This window comes from Bradyrhizobium viridifuturi, assembly GCF_001238275.1.
GTDB classification, from domain to species: Bacteria; Pseudomonadota; Alphaproteobacteria; order Rhizobiales; family Xanthobacteraceae; genus Bradyrhizobium; species Bradyrhizobium viridifuturi.
In genome coordinates this window covers 52461-69624 of record NZ_LGTB01000009.1, presented here as the reverse complement: position 1 = coordinate 69624, position 17164 = coordinate 52461, and the positions used below count along the sequence as shown (strand labels likewise).

The following is a 17164-nucleotide window of genomic DNA, read 5'->3' as shown; positions in this document are numbered from 1 at the left end:
ATGAGCGCGAAAACCCTTCGCCATCTGATCGTGATCGGCCTGCTCGTGCTGTGGGAGCTGCTGCCGCGCACCGGCGTGATCCCCGAGCTGTTCCTGCCGTCGCTGTCCTCGACCCTGCTCGCCGGCTGGAACGAGGCCGCCGAATATGGCCATGCGCTGGCGGTGACGCTCTACGAGGTTGCGGTGTCGATGGCGTTCGCCTGCGGTGGCGGCATCCTGCTCGGCGCCATCGTCGGCAGCCTGCCGCGCCCGCGGCTGCTGATCATGCCGATGGTCTCCAGCCTCTATGCGGTGCCGCTCGTGATCCTCTACCCGGTGTTCACCGTGTGGCTCGGCATCGGCTCGGAATCCAAGATCGCCTTCGCCTCGATCTACGGTTTCCTGCCGACCATGCTGGCGACCGCGGCCGGGATCCAGACCATCGACCCGCAGCTGCTGCTCGCCGCCCGCAGCATGGGCGCGACGCTGAGCCAGCGGCTGGTCCGCGTCATCATTCCCGCCGCGATCCCCACCGTGCTCTCCGGCCTGCGGATCGGCGGTGCGCTGGTCATCGTCGGCGTGGTGGTCTCGGAGATGCTGATCTCCTCGGCGGGGATCGGCTATCTGATCTCGCGTTACCGCACCATTCTCGACAGTCCGCACGTGTTCGCCGGCGTGCTGCTGGTGTTGTTCATGGCGATCGCCTTCAACACCGCGATCCGCTGGGTCGAGCGCAAGGCCGCGATCTGGCAGACCGGAACGCGCGCCGGCCAGGGCGCCGACGAGGTCGGCTCCGGCGCGATGCAACCGGCGACGTAAGGGGATCGCTGCGTGTTCGACCTCACCCTGACGTTCGACAATGGACCCGAGCCCGACGTGACGCCGCTTGTGCTCGATATCCTTCGCGAGCGTGGCATCAAGACCACGTTCTTCGTGATCGGCGAGAAGCTCGGCGATCCCGAACGCCGCCGCCTCGCCGCCCGCGCCCACGACGAAGGCCACTGGATCGGCAATCACACCTTTACGCACAGCACGCCGCTCGGCCTGCAACCCGGCGTGGACACGGCCGAGCGCGAGATCGGCCGGACCCAGGCTGTGATCGGCGAGCTCGCCCATCCCAACCGCTGGTTCCGGCCGTTCGGCGGCGGCGGCAATCTCGACGACCGGCTCTTGAAACCCTCCGTGGTCGATTATCTCGCGCATAACAAGCACAGCTGCGTGCTCTGGAATGCGATCCCGCACGACTGGGACGATCCCGACGGCTGGTCCGACCGCGCGCTCGAGCAATGCCGCGCGCAACCATGGACGCTGCTGGTGCTGCACGATTTGCCGACCGGCGCGATGGCGCATCTCGGCCGCTTCCTCGATCGCGCCACGGCGAACGGCGCCCGCTTCCGTCAGGATTTTCCGTCGCAATGCGTCCCGATCCGCAACGGCGAGATCGCGCTTCCCATCCGGGATTATGTTTCCTCCATCGAAGAGAGTGAGAGACCATGAAGATCGCAAGTTTCAAGGCGGCGGGCACCGCAAGCTACGGCATCGTGACCGATGCGGGAGTGATCGACGCCGGCAAGCGGCTGAAGGCGTATCCGACGCTGAAGGCGCTGCTGACGACGGGTTCGCTGAATGAGCTGAAGAAGCTGCAGAGCGAGCTCGCCGATCACGCGCTGAAGGATGTCGAGCTGCTGCCGACCGTTCCCGATCCGGACAAGATCTTCTGCATCGGCGTCAACTATGCGACGCACCTTGCCGAGAGCGGCCATCCGACGCCGCCGCATCCGATGATCTTCACCCGCTTCGCCAACAGCCAGGTCGGCGCCGGCCAGCCGATGATCCGGCCACTGGAATCCGAACGCTTCGACTATGAGGGCGAAATGGCCGTCATCATCGGCAAGGCCGGCCGCCGCATCCCGCGCGAGGCCGCGCTCGGCCATGTCGCCGGCTATGCCTGCTACAATGACGGCAGCATCCGCGACTGGCAGCGTCACACCTCGCAATTTGCGCCGGGCAAGAATTTCGTCGGCACCGGCGGCTTCGGACCCTGGATGGTGACGTCGGACGAACTGACGGACATCAGCAAGCAGCAGATCGCGACCCGGCTCAACGGCGTCGAGGTGCAGGCCGCGCCGATCTCGGACCTCGTGTTCGACGTCGCCACCCTGATCGCCTACTGCTCGACCTTCACCGAGCTGGTGCCGGGCGACGTCATCGTCACCGGCACCACCGGCGGGGTCGGCGCCTATCGCACGCCGCCGCTGTGGATGAAGGAAGGCGACGTCGTCGAGGTCGAGATCTCCGGCATCGGCGTGCTGCGCAACCCGGTGAAGGACGAAACCGCGGCAACCGCAACGCGCGCGGCTTGATCCGGCCGCACGATAACGAGAAGGAGGACATCATGAACCTGCCCACGCATCTGCTGCCGACCACCGTCGTCGGCAGCTATCCGCAGCCCGAATGGCTGGTCGATCGTGCGATGCTGTCGAAATCGGTGCCGCGCACCCGCATGCACGCGATGTGGCGGCTGCCGGCCGAGCATCTGGAGGAAGCACAGGACGACGCGACGATCGTGGCGATCCGGGACATGGAGCGCGCCGGCATCGACATCGTGACCGATGGCGAAATCCGCCGCGAGAGCTACTCCAACCGGTTTTCTACCGCCCTTGAGGGCGTCGATGCCGACAACCCCGCTGTCATCACCGCACGCACCGGCAACACGCAGACGCCGGTGCCGCGCGTGGTCGGCCCGGTGAGGCGCAGGGGACCGGTCGAGCTGCACGACATGCAGTTCCTGCGCAAGAACACCGACCGCGCCGCCAAGATCACACTGCCCGGCCCGTTCACCATGAGCCAGCAGGCCAAGAACGAATTCTACAAGGACGACGAGGAGCTTGCGATGGCCTTCGCCGAGGCCGTCAATGCCGAGGCGCGCGACCTTGAGAAGGCCGGCGCCGACGTCATCCAGCTTGACGAGCCCTGGGTACGCAACAACCCGGAGCTGGCGAAGCGCTATGCGGTGAAAGCGATCAATCGTGCGCTACAGGGCATCAGCATCCCGACGGTGGTGCATCTCTGCTTCGGCTATGCCGCTGTCGTGCCGGGCTCGACCAAGCCGGCCGGCTATTCCTTCCTCGCCGAACTCGACGACACCATCGCCGATCAGATTTCGATCGAGGCAGCACAGCCGAAGCTCGATCTCGGCGTGCTCAGGGATCTGTCGTCGAAGAAGATCATGCTCGGCGTGCTCGACCTCGGCAATCCCGAGATCGAATCCGCAACCGTCGTCGCCGATCGGATTCGCAACGGCCTGAAGCATGTGCCGGCCGAGCGGCTGGTGGTCGCACCGGACTGCGGCATGAAATACATGCCGCGGCCGGTCGCTTTCGGAAAATTGAAGGCGATGTGTGACGCCGCCGCGATGGTCAGGAAGGAGATCGGCTAAGCGGCGCCCGACGCAGTCAGCGGGTCGTATCCGGGGCTCTTCAAGAGTGCATGAAGCTGGCGGCGGCGCACGCCCATGTTGCCGCCGTCGAACAGCGGATAGGCCATCGCATCCTGCAACAGTCCGGCCAGCGGACATTGGTGGTCGTAGCTTTCGATGCCGACCACGCGCATCAGATCGGTGATCACCTTCACCGCGGTTTCCGAGCCGAACACCTTGGCGTGCAGCGCGAGTTCGAAGGCACCGGGCGCATTGCTGTCCATGGCGTGACAGGCCTTCCAGCTTAGATAACGCGCCGCCTCGATCGCCATCTTGGCATCGGCCAGTGCGTAGCCGACCGCCTGGTGCTCGATGATCGGCGCCGCGCCGCCGCGATGCTCGCCCCTAGCGAAGTTCAGCGCATAGTCAAAGGCGGCCCGCATCAGGGCGACACCGAACACGCCGACCAGCGCGGCGGTGCCGGCAAAGCTCATCTCCACCAGTAACAGGCCGCCGCCGACGCCTCCCAGCACATTGTTCCTGGACGTGCGGACCTGCTCGAGCCGGAAGCGCGGCGTCAGATGGGCGCGATGGCCCATCAGGTCGGCCGCGCGTTCCAGTGCGATGCCCTTGATGCCACCGGCGGACCGCGGCACCGCGATTACGGAGATCGCGCTGTCGGGCGCGCAGCGGGATCGGTGCGGCAGACCACGCAGATCAGGTCGGCGCCGTTGCCGTCCCAGCCGGTCGCGCTCGACACCCATTGCTTGGCGCCGGTGATGACCCAGTCCTCGCCGTCGAGATGCGCCGCCGTCCGCAAGCCCGTTCCCGGCACCGGCGAGGCAAAGTTCGCGCTGCCGCCGGGCTCGCTGAAGGCGAAGGCGGCGAGCGGCGCGCCGGCACGTTCGAGGAACGGCGCGATCAAGGTCTTCTGCTGCGCCGGCGACCCCGCCAGCATCACCGGCATCAGGCCGAGCAGCGAACCGAACAGCGTGAGCGAGACGTTGACGTCGACGGACTGAAACTCCTCGGCGACGATGGCCATGTCGAACACGCCGGTGCCCTCGCCGCCGAGCGGCGCCGGGATCATCCGGCGCAGGAAGCCGGCCTTGACCACCTGCTCATAGAACGGCCGCGTGGCCGCGAAGCGCTCCGCAGGCGTGGCGAGATGGCGGGTTGCGTCGGCGACGCCTGAAAGCACGGTCCGCGCGAAGCCACGGGCGGACATCTGCAGCTCGCGCTGTTCCCTGGTCAGGGTGAAATCGATCGGCATGGTCGGCTCTCCTCCGGCGGGTCGAATGGCCGAAGGTGAGATGCCGGCCGGCCGAAGTCATTGACGCTGCGTCCACGCCGGTTTGGCAAAATGTCCGCCTGACTGGCACGGCAATTGATTGTAAGCTCATGGCCGGCTTCCGTCCTGACAGGCAAACTCCGGCACGCGAACATGGGCGCAACCTGGAATATGCACGACGTCGCACCGGCAGACCGCTTCGCCTATTGGCGCGAAGCGGTGCTGCGGACCTATCTGCCGCTCGAACCGGAGAAGATCTCGCCCGACGATTTCGATGGCGCCATCACCAGCATCGGCAGCGCGGCACTGCCGTTGTCGCGCGTGCAGTCCGTGCCCAATGCCATCCATCGCACGCGGAAAGGAATCGGCAGCTTCCAGGATGGATCGTTCTTCGCGAATCTCCAGATCACCGGCGATGCCGTGGTCGAGCAGTATGGGCAGAAAACACTGGCGCGCCCCGGCGACATCGTCCTGCTCGACACCAACGAGCCCTTCGCGATGCGGTTCGAGCAGGGCTGCGACCTGATCTGCGCCACGATTCCCGGCACGCGGCTGCGGCGACATCTGCAGCAGATGTCGGGCCGGCCGCCGAACGTCATCGCCGGCCGCGGCGCGGGCCGGCTCGCCTCCGCCTATCTCGGCGCGCTGCGCGATATTCCTGACGATTTCGCGCTCGTCGATGACCTCGCCGCCAGCCAGCTCGAAAGCTTGCTGCTGCGGGCGACCGCCATCGGCGTGCCGGCGGCCGGATCGGCATCACCGCGCGAAGCGATGCTGCGGCAAATCCAGAGCTTCATCCTGGACGAGCTGCACAATCCGCAACTCTCGGCGAAATATATCTGCCGGCATCTGAAGATCTCGCGCAGCCATTTGTTTGCCGTGCTCGCCGACGCCGGAACGACGTTGGCAGCGCATGTCCGCGACGCGCGGCTCCGCCACAGCCTCAACCAGCTTCGTGATCGCCGATTGAACGATCTTCCGATCGGCGAAATCGCGTTGCGTGTCGGGTTCAAGAGCCACGAGAGTTTTGCCCGTGCGTTCCGCCGCGCCTATGGCACCTCGCCCGGCGCTATGCGCGTCGGAGACGAGGACACGAACTGAAGAAGGGGTTGATACGCCGGCCATGCCGGCCCGCGGCTTTAAGAGTTCGACGCCGCGCGGGTCGAGGCCGATTTGACGTCCTTGATGCTGACCACGACGGCAATGCGCCTGATCGTGCCGCTGCGATAGGCCTGCAGGAATCGGTCGTAGTGCTTGACCGAGATGCAGCCGTTGGAGTCGCCGTTCGGCCCGAGCATGTAGCTGTGCACGAGCAGGCCGACGCGCCCGAACGTATCGCTGCCATCGACCGGGGTCATGCGCAGCGCGGGCACGCCGTGGAACAGCTTTTCGCGCGGCTTCATCTCGTAGATGCCGGGCGGCGTCGCACCGGCGTTGCGGGCGTTCACATGCGACGGATCGTCGAGCAGATTGCCGAGGCCTGAATGCGCCTCGAACTTGGTGCCGTCGGGCATGTACACGATGCGGCCGGTGATGTCGTAGACCGCCGTGGTGCTGTCATAGCCGAGCGCGCCGAGATCGGGGCTCGGACCGGACAGCAAGCCGTCATTCGGATCGATCGAGGCCAGCTGCAATTTGCCCGGCATCATGTCGGCGATCTTCTGCAGGAACGTCCGGTTGTCGCCCTGCTGCACCGGCGCCTGCGGCGGAGGCGGCAGATCGTTGCGCGCCAGCAGATTGGCTTCGGCCGGCCGCGATCGCGGCATCGGCACGGCGGGTGCCGTCGTCGTGGTCGTAGCCGCGACGGAGGCCGACGCCGGCTGGCTGTCGGGAATCTCGGTCTGCGTGTCACGCAGCTGACCAGACAGCGCGTCCTCGATCTGACCGAACTCGGAATTGAAATCGCCGCGGCTCGAACGGAACCCGCGGCGCAGAGGATAGTATAGCGAAGCCGTGTTGATCGTGGAGCGAGAGCCGAAGCGATCGTCGAAATTCAACGAGGCGGTGGTGTTGGCGAGGGCCGGTCCATGCAGCCATGCGGTCGGGTCGATGCCGACCATCCAGGCGGCAAGGCCAGACGACAGGACGAGCGCGCTCACGGCGAACGCCGTGCTGCCCACCAGAGACATGCCGCGGCTTGACTTCCGCCCGGCAGCTTTCGTCGTACGTTGACCCATCATCCCCAAGTTCGGTGTTCTGGGGCCTGTTAGCCGGCCCACGTGGGATTCACCGATCACTCATCATATCAGGGAATTAGAGTAAGGCATAATCGAGACGAAGCCGGCAACGACAGGTTTTTTAAACGTTTTTCGGATGGAAAGTGCCGGGGAATCAGCCCCGTAAGGGCTGAAACGGATAAAATAGTCCCGATTCGGGACAGTTCCGCCGACTCAGGCGATCTTTTCTTCCCGGAGGGTCAGCACCGGGACCGGCTTCCCGATCGCGTAACCCTGGACGTAGTCGACCCCGATCTGGCGCAGCTCGTCCAGGATCGCGAGGCTCTCGACGAACTCCGCGACCACCTGCTTCTGCATGATCTTGGCGGTCTTGGTGATCATCTCCACCATCGCGCGGTCGACCTTGCTGTTCAGGATTTCTTTCACGAACGAACCGTCGATCTTGATGATGTCGACCGGCAGGTGCTTCAGATAGGCGATCGAGGACATGCCGGTGCCGAAATCGTCGAGCGAGAAGCTGCAGCCGATCTCGCGCAACCGCGCGATGAACTTCTGCGCCTCGTCCAGGTTGGAGATCGCGCTGGTTTCGGTGATCTCGAAACACACCAGCGCCGGCGGGACGTCGTGCTGCGCGAACAGCTCGGCGACGAAGTCGACGAAGTCGCTGTCGCCGATGGTGGCGCCGGACAGGTTGATGGCATAGCTCGCAATCTTGCGCGGATGGTGCTTGCGCTCGGCGATGATCTCGAAGGCGCGCCGCACCACCCAGCGGTCGATCAGCGGCATCAGTCCGTAGCGCTCGGCGGCGGGCAGGAAGCTGCCGGGCGGCACCAGGGCGCCGCTCTCGTCGCGCAGGCGCAGCAGCAACTCGCGCCGGTCGTTGCCCTTCAGCATGCCGTTCACCGGGCGTATTTCCTGCTCGTAAAGGCAGAAGCGGCCCTCGTCCAATCCCTTGCGGATGCGATTGACCCAGCTCATCTCGGCGACCCGCACCGCCATGCCGGTATCGGACGGACGATGCTCCTGGACGCGGTTGCGTCCCTTGTCCTTGGCAAGGAAACAGGCGACGTCGGCGAGCCGCAGCGCGTCCTGCACGCCTGCGCTGTCGGCAAGCCCGACCAGGCCGATGCTCGCGCTGATCCGGAAGCTCGAGCCCTCATGCACGAAGCTCGACTGCTCGACCACCGCCCTGATCCGCTCCGCGACCTCTGCGGCCACGTCGTGCATGGCGGAGCCGTCGTCGCGCAGCAGAATGCCGAATTCGTCGCCGCCGAGACGGGCAACCAGCCCGCTGCCGCCAACCTCGGCAGTCAGCAATCTCGCCACCTGTTTCAGCAGGCGGTCGCCCGCCATGTGGCCGCAGGTGTCGTTGACGATCTTGAACTGATCGAGGTCGATCAGCATCAGATCGGCGCTCGTCGCCGGCGTGCCCGACATCGCCTTGTGCAGCTCGAACTCGAACTGCCGCCGGTTGGCGAGGCCGGTGAGCGCGTCGTGCGAGGCCGCCCAGGCCAATTCCTCGACCAGCCGCCGCTCGGCGGTCATGTCGTGAATGATCATGACGCGGCCGGACGGTTCGCCGGCATGCACGATCGGGGTCTCGACCACCGAGACCGGCACGCTGGAATGATCCGGCCGCACCAGCAGCCGCTGCTGCGGCCGGCTTTCGTCATCGCCATCCGCGCTCTGGAACGATCCGCGCACCGGCTGCTCGGCGATGTTGAACAGCGATGAAAGCTGCCATCCGGTCACGTCCTGTCCCGTCGCGATCAGCCGCTGTGCGGCGGCGTTCATGTAGCCGACGCAATCGTCCTGCGTGGTCACGATGACCGCATCGCCGATCGAGGCCAGCGTGAGCTGGGCGCGTTCCTTCTCGACCGCGAGCGCGGTCTCGGCCAGCCAGCGCCGCCAGAGCATCCGCCGCGTGTGGAACAGGACGATGCCGGCAAGGCAGGCCGCAATCACGAGATTGACCAGCAGCAGCAGCGCGGAAACTTGACGCGATGCCTTGCCCAGCTCGTCGGAGAAATCGACCGCGAGCGTGCTCAGTGCGGCATCGACCGCGCCGATCCGCTCGGACCAGTGCTTGATGGTCGCAGCCGAAGGATCATGCAGCGCGACGTCGTTCGCGGCCTCGTTCCTGATTTCGATCAATTGATCGAGCAGCGCATCCGAATTCCGCCAGGCTGTCACCGCGCCGGCGACGTGGTGCATCTTGCGGAAATATTTGAACAGCCAGATCAGGCCGCCGATGTCGTCATCATGATTGCCCGCTTCGGCAAAACCGGCGCGGGCCACCGCGTCGTTGTTGCCCGGCGATTCCAGCGCACGCCGCGCCGTGCGATCGGCCAGCGGCGCCGCGATCGCGGCGTCGAATTTCTGCAGGTAGAGCGGCGCGCCGGTGCTGACATAGGTCTGGAGATAGTGAATGGCGTCCTTCTGCCCCTTCGACCACATGCTTTCGCCCGCCACATAGGCCCTGACCGCGGACATCACCTGAAGACTGCCCGCCGACAGGCCGCCCAGCAGCAGCACGATCGCCAGCAGAGGCCCGACGACCCGCCACAGCGCCCAGCTTCGGAATGAAAAGAACATGCCCAAATGCGGCCGACCCCTGAAATTATCGGGCAAGCCTAGGAATTGCGACTTAACCTCACGTTGCAAAACGCGATGAGTTTGAAACGACTTGGTTGTAATAGAATTGCGTCAAACTTTACGCGTCCGCCGACCCGGCCGCAGCACTCAGGGGCGCAAGGTCGGCGACGTATTCGGCGCCGGCGCGTGCTCCATTTCGGCCTCTTCAGGCAGCTTGTCGGCATGGACGGCGAGCGGCGTGCCGATCCAGAGCGGATCGTCGCGATGGTCGCGGCGCGGATTGGTCGTGTTGGGATGGACCAGGATGCTCAGGCTGCCGTGGTTCAGCATCAGCCACGGCACCAGGGTCGGAAACAGCTCGGCGGCAAACGCCACCTGATACATCGCCTGGTCGTGCGGGCCGACCTTGACGTCGTGCCAACGCCCGAGCGTGACCAGGAAACGATCGCCCATCCAGTTGCGCAGGCGCTCCGCCTCGCCCCGGCTGGTCGTGGGGTCGTAATAGACATGGGCGTGGTAGCTCGCGATCTCGCCGATCGTCCGTGGCGCGTCGGTCATCTCACCTCTCCTCATGCGGCCGGTCACTTGCGCCGCAGCACACTGAACTGGAACGACTGCGTCGCGCCCCAGGGCGTGACGTGCCGGTGCGCCTCATGCGCGATCAACTCGAAGGCCGGACCGACGGCCCCGCCGAGCGTTGCCGGATCATAGCGCTGCACCGGCAGGCCGCTGCATTTCTCGGGACCGTCGAGTGCGAAGGTGCCGATCACGGCGTGGCCGCCTGCCCTGACACCGCGATGCAGCCGGTCAAGATAGGCCGCGCGATCGTTGTCCTCGACGAGAAAATGAAACGCCGCGCGATCGTGCCAGATGTCGAAAGCCCGCGGCGGCTGCCAGACGGTCGCATCGTCGGCCACCCAGCGCACCGCTTCGCCTGTCGCGCCGATCCGCTCCCGCGCGCTCGCCAGCGCCGCCTCGGAAAGATCGAGCACGGTCAGATCATGGAAGCCGCTTGCCAGCAACGCATCGACAAGGCGCGAGGCCCCGCCACCGATATCGATGATCGACGCGTCGCGGCGAGGTGCGACGGATTTGATCAGGCGCAGCGACGGCTGCGGATCGGCCTGCGACCAGCTCACCTGCTGTTCGCCCTTGCTGAGATAGACGGTCTGCCAATGCGATCGGCGATCAGAAGCGGTCATTGCGATGCGTCCGGAAAGCTGTGGCAAGCTGCGTTGCGTACGGTTAACCATGAGCTAGGCGCGGCGCCATCCCGCGTCAACCGGCAGCAGCCGCGCGGCGGCAAATGCCGCATTTGCATCGCCGCATTTTCCAATTAACCTGACCGGCAGGTTGAGATCGGGGCGCCCCGGGGATGGCCAATTTCGGCTGGACACGCGTCAACAAGCCTGGACAAGCGGAGGACGCCGCCAGCGACTTGCGCGGCCTCAGCGATCCCTCGGCGTTTCTCGCCGCGCTCGACAAGGTGGTGCCGCGCTATCTCGATCTCGCCGATAACGGCGTGCTGGCCTATCCGGCGTGCAAGCGCAAGCCCGGCGACCTGCTCGGCGATGCCAGGGCGATCTGGGAGCACACCCGCCTCGAAGCGATGCGTTATATCCCGATGGTGCCGCGGAAGGACACCGCGCTGCTGACCGATCCGGCGCGCCAGGCCGAGATGATCGACGCCTTCCTGCGCCAGCAGGCACACGACAAAACCGTCGTCGATTTCACAGGCAGCGCGATCGAGGATTACGGCATCGCGATCTATGCGGCGCTGAACTGGCTGAACCATTGCGGCGCCATCGTGAACGCCGATCCGCAAAAATTCTCCGGCACGCTGCGCAGCTTCCGCAAGGTGATGGTCGTCGCCCGGCAGTGGTGGGCGCTCGACGGCGCCGCGGAGCGTTGCCGGCAGATGCTGGAGGCGCGCGAGCGGCCGCCGCTGGTGTTCTTCCTGCTATGGGCCGAATGCACCAATCTGGCGCGCGAGATCGCGATCGCAGCGGCAGGCGCCGCTGCGACGGAAGACAGCATCGCGCGGATGCGCGCGGCCGAAGATCCGGAACAGCTGTAGGGAAGCGGCGAAGCCGGCGGTCAGGCGACAGGGTCCGCGTCGGCGGACACCACCAGCAGATCCTTGGACTTGCGCGCGATCAGGCGGCCGAGGTCACCCTGCTTGTAGCTCTCGACGAACTTGATGGCGAAGCCGTTCGGCAGATGCCGGACCACGCGCCCGACGCAGGCGCCGATCGCCAGCGGCATGCCGACCGGCGGCTGCACCTCCGAGGATACCGCGGCGCCCGACAGCGACATGTCGATGATGAAGCAGCTCTGCATGGTGCCGTCCGCCAGCGTCAGCATCGCGTGCGGCACGACGGGAACGAAGCGCGGATTGTTGCGCGCCTCGCGGATGCTCGGATCCTTCTGCTTCTTTTCGATCCAGGTCAGCTTGTCGGCGAACTTCTCGCGCTTGGCATGCGTCATCTCGAGTTCGAGCAGGAAGCTGCCGCTCATCGTGTCGGTGATGCAGCCCTCGAACTTGCCGAACTCCTCGAAATACGAGGTCAGCCTGTCGCCGACCTTGCCGACGACGGGTACGTCCACGATCATGCGGAACGGCGACACGCGGGTGGTGCGGCAGGCAAAGGTGCGCAGTTTGCCCTGCGCGTCGTACCAGTTCGGCAGCGTGTAGCTGCCGTTGACCGTGATCCTGACAGCGCGTTGCTTGAGAAACTTCTCGACGGACACGACTGGACCTCGCCGGAGGCGATGTGAGTGCACGGAGTCTGGATTGACCGACATCCCGGGTCGGCCCGGTGGTGGGACTTCCGCTACCGACGCGCTTGCAGCGGGAAGGCCGCGGGCATGCGTCCCAGCGCGTCGCGGGAGGACCCTGGCGCGCAGGTGCGTACAGTCGTACCGTCGAAAGCCTAGGAAAACGTTAAGCCGGGACGGAGCGCGGGTGGCGCACTCTATGGCGCAACCCTTACGCGGCAGTTTATTTTGCGAGCCGTACAACTACCGCGAGAGTTGCCGCACGCCGATGCAATCGCGCCGTGCCCTAAACCGCCTGCCTCAGCGCGCGAGCCGGTGCTAGCCTTGGATGAAATCAGACCGGACGCTCATATGCCCAACATCTCAGAGAAGTCGCTCGCCGACGGCAAGATCCTGCAAAGCGTGGTCGATGGCGTCGGCGTCATCACCTTCAACAACCCCGGCAAGCGCAACGCGATGTCGCTGGAGATGTGGGAGGGGCTCGGCGAGGCGCTGACCGCCCTGCGCGACGATCCGGAGGTCCGCGTCGTGATCCTGGTCGGCGCCGGCGACAAGGCCTTCGTGTCGGGCGCCGACATCAGCCAGTTCGAGAAGACCCGCCACAACGCGGAAGCCTCCGAGGAATATTCACGGCGCAGCGCCGCCCAGCGCGCCTTGCTCGCCGACTACCCGAAGCCGACCATCGCCTGCATCCGCGGCTTCTGCCTCGGCGGCGGCATGCAGGTCGCGATGCTGGCCGATATCCGCATCTCCGGCGCCAGCGGCCAGTTCGGCATTCCCGCCGCCAAGCTCGGCATCGCCTATGGCTATGACGGGCTGCGCCATCTGGTGTCGCTGGTCGGCCCGTCCTGGGCACGGCTGATCATGTACACCGGAATGCGGATCGACTCCGAGGAAGCGCTGCGGATCGGCCTGGTCGATCGCGTGCTGCCCGATGCCGAACTCTGGGACGCGACCATGGAGATCGCGCGCACCATCTCGGGCAATGCGCCGCTGGCGATCAAGGCCGCGAAGATCACCATCGCGCAGGTGCTGAAGGACCCCGCCGACCGCGACATGGCCGCGATCAAGCAGATCGGCATCGACTGCATGGACAGCGCCGATTTCCGCGAAGGCCGCAACGCCTTCATGGAAAAGCGCAAACCGCAGTTCAAGGGTCGGTAGCGATGCGGTCGGGGCAGTGGCCTGGCTGCGCACCGGTACCGGATCGGAGCACGCGACCCTGCCGCCACGCAACAAACTGTCATCGCCCGGCTTGACCGGGCGATCCAGTATTCCAGAGACGAATGTTGTTGAACCGAGAAGCCGCGGCGAACTGGATCGCCCGGTTAAACCGGGCGATGAAGAGCATGGGGACGCCGCCTGCGCAATTTCTGAATATTAGAAATCTATCCCTGAGTTGCCCGACGTGTCAAGTCGCCTGTTCGACCGCCGGCCGCTGCTTTGCATGGGGTTGTTTTCGATATTTTGGCAGCGCCCTACTTCTTCTCCGAGACCGGCACCGTGTAGTTGAGGATCAACCGCCCGCCGTCGGGATAGATGGTCTGGCCGGTGATGTAGGAGGCATCGTCGCTGGCGAGGAACGCCACGACGGAGGCAACCTCGCTCGGCTCGCCGCAGCGGCCGGCAGGCGTGCGCGACAGCACGCTGCGCCGCGCGTCCTCCGACGAGAAGATCGCGGTCGCCACCATCTCGGTCAGGATCGTGCCGGGCCCGACCGCCACGACGCGAATGCCGTGCGGCGCCAGCGCCACGGCGGCCACCGAGGTCAGCTGCTTCATCGCGCCCTTGGACATCGCGTAGGTCGCAAGCGAGGGGATCGCGAGCAGTGCGTTGACCGAGGACATGTTGACGACGACGCCGCCACCGCCCTGCGCGATCATCTGGCGCGCCGCGGCCTGCACGCCGAAGAACGCGCCCTTCAGATTGATCCCCATCACGTCGTCGAACTCGGCCTCGGTGATGTCGAGGAAGTCGCGGTTGCGCGCGACGCCGGCATTGTTGACCATGACGTCGAGCCGGCCGAACTCCTTCACCGCGGTCGCGACGATACGATCGACATCGGCGCGCTTGCTGACGTCGGCTTCGACGGCCCGCAACCGATCGTCATGTCCGAGTTCCTGAGCGGCGTGGACGAGCCCGGCGGCGTCGACATCCGAAATGACGACCCTGGCGCCATCGGCCAGGAAGCGCGCGGCGCAGGCCTTGCCGATACCACGCGCCGCTCCGGTGATGGCGACGACCTTGCCGGAATTCTTCATGGGAGTGTCTCCAGAACAAATTGTTCATAGAGCAATAGCGTATTGTGCGGCGGCAGGGAACGCGGCGGATTCTCCGCGCGCGCAGCCCTCAGGATTTGATGCGCGCGAGAATCCGGTCGGCCTCGGTCCGCCAATCGGCGCTGCGGGCGAAGTCAGCCATTCCCTTACGCCCGAACACGCCCTCGTCGGCCAGATCGGCGATCCAGCCCTGCCGCTCGGCGGTGCCGGATGCGGACCATGGCGTCAGCCCGGCCTCGCGCACGGTCTCCGCCACCTCGCGCACTTCCTCGGCGCGCCGCCGGCCATGCTCGATCACCCGCTGGAAGAAATAGGCGCCCTGCTTCTCCCAGTCGATGCCGGGAAAAGTCTCCTTGAGCGAGGCGAGCACCGCGTCCTCGACGCCGTAGGCGCGCGCTGTGGTGAAGCTCTCGATCACCATCGCCTCCAGGCCCTTGATCATGATGCTGCGGCACATCTTGACCGCCGAGGACACGCCGAGCTCGTCGCTCGCAACCTTCGCCGCGAATCCGAGCGCGACCAGCAGCGGCGCCAGCGCCCGCGCGCCCTGGCCGCCGAGCAATAGCGGCACCTTGATCCGGTACGGCGGCAGCGAGGTCATCACCGCGCCCTCGACATAGCGGCCGCCGGCGCCATCGATGTGCGCCGCCGCGCGCCGCTTGGCGCCGGGCGAGGCCGAGTTGAAATCCAGGAACCAGGCGCCGTTCCGGATTGCGGGCGCGCAGGCCTCGGCGACCGGCACCGCCTGGCTCGCCGTCACCGCCGAGATGATGAAATCGGCCCGCGCCGCGAGATCGGCATGCGATTCCGCAAGCACGACATCGATCTCAGCCGCATGCGCGCGCAGCGTCGCGCCCTGCCCGCGGTCGAGCTTGATGTCGTAGGCTGCGACCTTGATGCCCTGCTGGCGCAGATCTTCGGCGAGGATGCGGCCGACCTCGCCATAGCCGAGCATGCCGACCTGCCATTGCCTGGGATCGCCGGAGATGGTCATCAGTTCAAGTCCCGTGTTGTGGCGTTGAACAACTCGTCGACCGCGACACGTCGCGGTATCAACGCCTGCTGGGCGCAATAGTCGATCATCCGTTCGAGCGGCTTGCGGTTGGCCTCGACGCCGAACGGCAGCAGATCCGGCACACTCGCCGGACCGGCGCTCGCCTTGGCGCGCTTGAGAAGATCGTAGAGGCTCCGCACCACATCGGGCCGCGAGGTCGCGAGCTGTTCGGTCACCACCACCAGATGGTTGACCGGCACGACGCCATGCCGCGCGTACCACCGCGTCGCCTCTGCCGCCGGATCGGCGAACAATGGCCTGAGCGCCGGATCGCTCGAGGTCTCGCCCAGCACGGCATCGAGCTCGCCGCGCTTCAGCATCTCGATGATGGCGCTGCCCTTCGGTGCACGTTCGGTGCGGTCGACATATTCGGCGACGTGCGGATCCTCGAACGTCACCCAATTGATCCTGTCGAGATTGACGCCATGGTCATTGGCGAGGATGCCGCGCATCCACGCCCCTGTCGTGGTCGTGAACGAGCGGGTGCCGACCCGCTTGCCTTCGAGATCACCAGGCACAAGCGGATCCTGATCGGCGCGATAGAGTGCGTGGCCATGCTGGAAGCGGCCGACCATCGCCGCCGGCAGCAGCACCAGCGGCTTGCCGTGCGCCCTTGCCATCAGATAGGTCACGATCGCCATCTCGCAGACGTCAAACGCCTGCTCACGCACCATCGGCTTGAACGCGGTATTGGTCGGCGTGAACTCGGTGAAGTCGAGATCGAACAGCTCCGAACACAGCTCACCACGCTTCACCGCCTGGATGTGCGGGTGATTGCCAAGCACGGTGCGCAGCCGAAGTTTCTCCATGGCGACGAACTCCGCGGGGTCAGGTCAGCGCTCGTCCTGGCACCGCGCCCGGCGCCTTGCGCGGTGCGGGCATCGCCGGATCGAGCGGTGGAGCCTGCAGCGCGGCAACGGTCGCGCGCACCAACTCCTCGATCGCATGGCCGGCATCGGTGCCGTCGGCACTGCCGCGCGACAGCCGCGAGACCCGCTCCGGCGTCACGAGCGTGTAGTACAGCGCGCCGAGCAGGAAGTGGCCGCGCCAGACCAGATCGGTTCGCGGGATATGCGGCAGGCTGTCATGGATCGCGTCGATGAAGGCGTGGCTGGTGTCGTCGAAGGTCTGCGCGATGATCTTGCGCACCACCTCGTTGCCCTCGGCGGACATGATCGCACGCAATCGCGTGAACCGCGTTCCGCCGCCGGCGAGGTCGCTGCCCGAGCTGAAGGCCGGCAGCACATAGGCACGCACGATCGCCTCCAGTCGGTCCTGCAAATCGCGCACCCGCCGCGCCGCCGCCAACAGCTCGGAGCGCCGCCGGTTCATCGGGCCGCAGTGACGCCGATAGATCTCGAGCAGCAGGCCGTCCTTGGTCTTGAAATGATAGGTCACGCTGCCGGGATTGGCGCCGGCGGCCTGCGCGATGTCGCGCACCGAGACGGCGTTGAAGCCGTAGGTCGAGAACAACTCCTCTGCTGCGGCAAGGATCGCCTCGCGCATGTTCGGCTTGCGGGTGCTAGTGGCCTTGACGTTGGACTTGGCGGGCTTGCGGACCATATTTGTACTATCGTCCAAATATTCAGGTCA

18 protein-coding genes are annotated in these 17164 nt (G+C 65.9%); 7 read left to right on the top strand and 11 right to left on the bottom strand.

The window, feature by feature from the left end; translation table 11 throughout:
* Genes ALC15_RS10200 through ALC15_RS10185 form a run of 4 tightly spaced genes read left to right on the top strand, consistent with a single transcriptional unit; the run spans position 1 to position 3418 of the window.
* Positions 1-798, top strand: coding sequence for an ABC transporter permease (locus ALC15_RS10200; protein ID WP_050627141.1), 798 nt, complete (start codon positions 1-3; stop codon positions 796-798).
* Positions 799-810: 12 nt separating this feature from the next.
* Positions 811-1476 carry a polysaccharide deacetylase family protein gene (locus tag ALC15_RS10195; protein WP_050627140.1) on the top strand — a complete coding sequence of 222 codons (666 nt, stop codon included), beginning with the start codon at positions 811-813 and terminating at the stop codon, positions 1474-1476.
* Entirely contained in the window at positions 1473-2342 is an 870-nt protein-coding gene (locus ALC15_RS10190) for a fumarylacetoacetate hydrolase family protein (protein WP_050627139.1), read from the top strand. The genes ALC15_RS10195 and ALC15_RS10190 overlap by 4 nt, the downstream gene beginning before the upstream one ends.
* Before the next feature lie 32 nt (positions 2343-2374).
* On the top strand, positions 2375-3418 hold the full coding sequence (locus ALC15_RS10185; RefSeq protein WP_200914657.1) for a cobalamin-independent methionine synthase II family protein: 1044 nt from the start codon (positions 2375-2377) through the stop codon (positions 3416-3418).
* Here ALC15_RS10185 and ALC15_RS45150 read toward each other — a convergent pair.
* On the bottom strand, positions 3415-4053 hold the full coding sequence (locus ALC15_RS45150; protein WP_200914656.1) for an acyl-CoA dehydrogenase family protein: 639 nt from the start codon (positions 4051-4053) through the stop codon (positions 3415-3417). The two genes, ALC15_RS10185 and ALC15_RS45150, sit on opposite strands and share 4 nt — an antisense overlap.
* 5 nt (positions 4054-4058) lie before the next feature.
* Complete coding sequence (locus ALC15_RS45145) at positions 4059-4670, bottom strand: acyl-CoA dehydrogenase family protein (RefSeq protein ID WP_200914655.1); 612 nt, start codon at positions 4668-4670, stop codon at positions 4059-4061.
* Positions 4671-4841: 171 nt separating this feature from the next.
* Between ALC15_RS45145 and ALC15_RS10175 the strand changes: the two genes are divergently transcribed.
* The gene (locus ALC15_RS10175; RefSeq protein ID WP_050627138.1) at positions 4842-5789 is read left to right on the top strand and encodes an AraC-like ligand-binding domain-containing protein; all 948 of its coding nucleotides are present in this window, start codon (positions 4842-4844) and stop codon (positions 5787-5789) included.
* Between the two features lie 38 nt (positions 5790-5827).
* On the opposite strand, the gene ALC15_RS10170 is transcribed toward ALC15_RS10175, so the two are convergent.
* The 4 genes from ALC15_RS10170 to ALC15_RS10155 all read right to left on the bottom strand — a co-directional run bounded on the left by ALC15_RS10170 (position 5828) and on the right by ALC15_RS10155 (position 10662).
* Positions 5828-6787, bottom strand: coding sequence for a DUF2778 domain-containing protein (locus ALC15_RS10170; RefSeq protein ID WP_244486013.1), 960 nt, complete (start codon positions 6785-6787; stop codon positions 5828-5830).
* A 291-nt stretch (positions 6788-7078) separates the two neighbouring features.
* Positions 7079-9460 (bottom strand): putative bifunctional diguanylate cyclase/phosphodiesterase, encoded by a 2382-nt coding sequence (locus ALC15_RS10165; protein ID WP_050627136.1) that lies wholly within the window; start codon positions 9458-9460, stop codon positions 7079-7081.
* A 147-nt stretch (positions 9461-9607) separates the two neighbouring features.
* Positions 9608-10018, bottom strand: a complete 411-nt coding sequence (locus tag ALC15_RS10160) for a DOPA 4,5-dioxygenase family protein (RefSeq protein WP_050627135.1) — start codon at positions 10016-10018, stop codon at positions 9608-9610.
* 23 nt (positions 10019-10041) lie between these two features.
* A complete protein-coding gene (locus ALC15_RS10155) occupies positions 10042-10662 on the bottom strand; it encodes a class I SAM-dependent methyltransferase (RefSeq protein ID WP_050627134.1) in 621 nt (206 codons plus the stop codon).
* 173 nt (positions 10663-10835) lie between these two features.
* Between ALC15_RS10155 and ALC15_RS10150 the strand changes: the two genes are divergently transcribed.
* The gene (locus tag ALC15_RS10150; RefSeq protein WP_050627133.1) at positions 10836-11537 is read left to right on the top strand and encodes a hypothetical protein; all 702 of its coding nucleotides are present in this window, start codon (positions 10836-10838) and stop codon (positions 11535-11537) included.
* Positions 11538-11557: 20 nt separating this feature from the next.
* Here the strand turns inward: ALC15_RS10150 and ALC15_RS10145 are convergent, their stop codons facing one another.
* A complete protein-coding gene (locus ALC15_RS10145) occupies positions 11558-12211 on the bottom strand; it encodes a PilZ domain-containing protein (protein WP_050627132.1) in 654 nt (217 codons plus the stop codon).
* A 378-nt stretch (positions 12212-12589) separates the two neighbouring features.
* Between ALC15_RS10145 and ALC15_RS10140 the strand changes: the two genes are divergently transcribed.
* Entirely contained in the window at positions 12590-13402 is an 813-nt protein-coding gene (locus tag ALC15_RS10140; RefSeq protein ID WP_050627131.1) for an enoyl-CoA hydratase, read from the top strand.
* 314 nt (positions 13403-13716) lie between these two features.
* Here the strand turns inward: ALC15_RS10140 and ALC15_RS10135 are convergent, their stop codons facing one another.
* From ALC15_RS10135 to ALC15_RS10120, 4 genes are all read right to left on the bottom strand, one after another.
* A complete protein-coding gene (locus ALC15_RS10135) occupies positions 13717-14499 on the bottom strand; it encodes an SDR family NAD(P)-dependent oxidoreductase (protein WP_050627130.1) in 783 nt (260 codons plus the stop codon).
* Positions 14500-14587: 88 nt separating this feature from the next.
* Positions 14588-15505: a DUF1932 domain-containing protein gene (locus tag ALC15_RS10130; RefSeq protein WP_050627236.1), complete on the bottom strand. Its 918-nt coding sequence runs from the start codon at positions 15503-15505 to the stop codon at positions 14588-14590.
* A gap of 5 nt (positions 15506-15510) precedes the next feature.
* Positions 15511-16380 (bottom strand): substrate-binding domain-containing protein, encoded by an 870-nt coding sequence (locus ALC15_RS10125; RefSeq protein WP_050627129.1) that lies wholly within the window; start codon positions 16378-16380, stop codon positions 15511-15513.
* A gap of 19 nt (positions 16381-16399) precedes the next feature.
* A complete protein-coding gene (locus tag ALC15_RS10120; RefSeq protein WP_050627128.1) occupies positions 16400-17134 on the bottom strand; it encodes a TetR/AcrR family transcriptional regulator in 735 nt (244 codons plus the stop codon).
* Between the last annotated feature and the right edge of the window lie 30 nt (positions 17135-17164).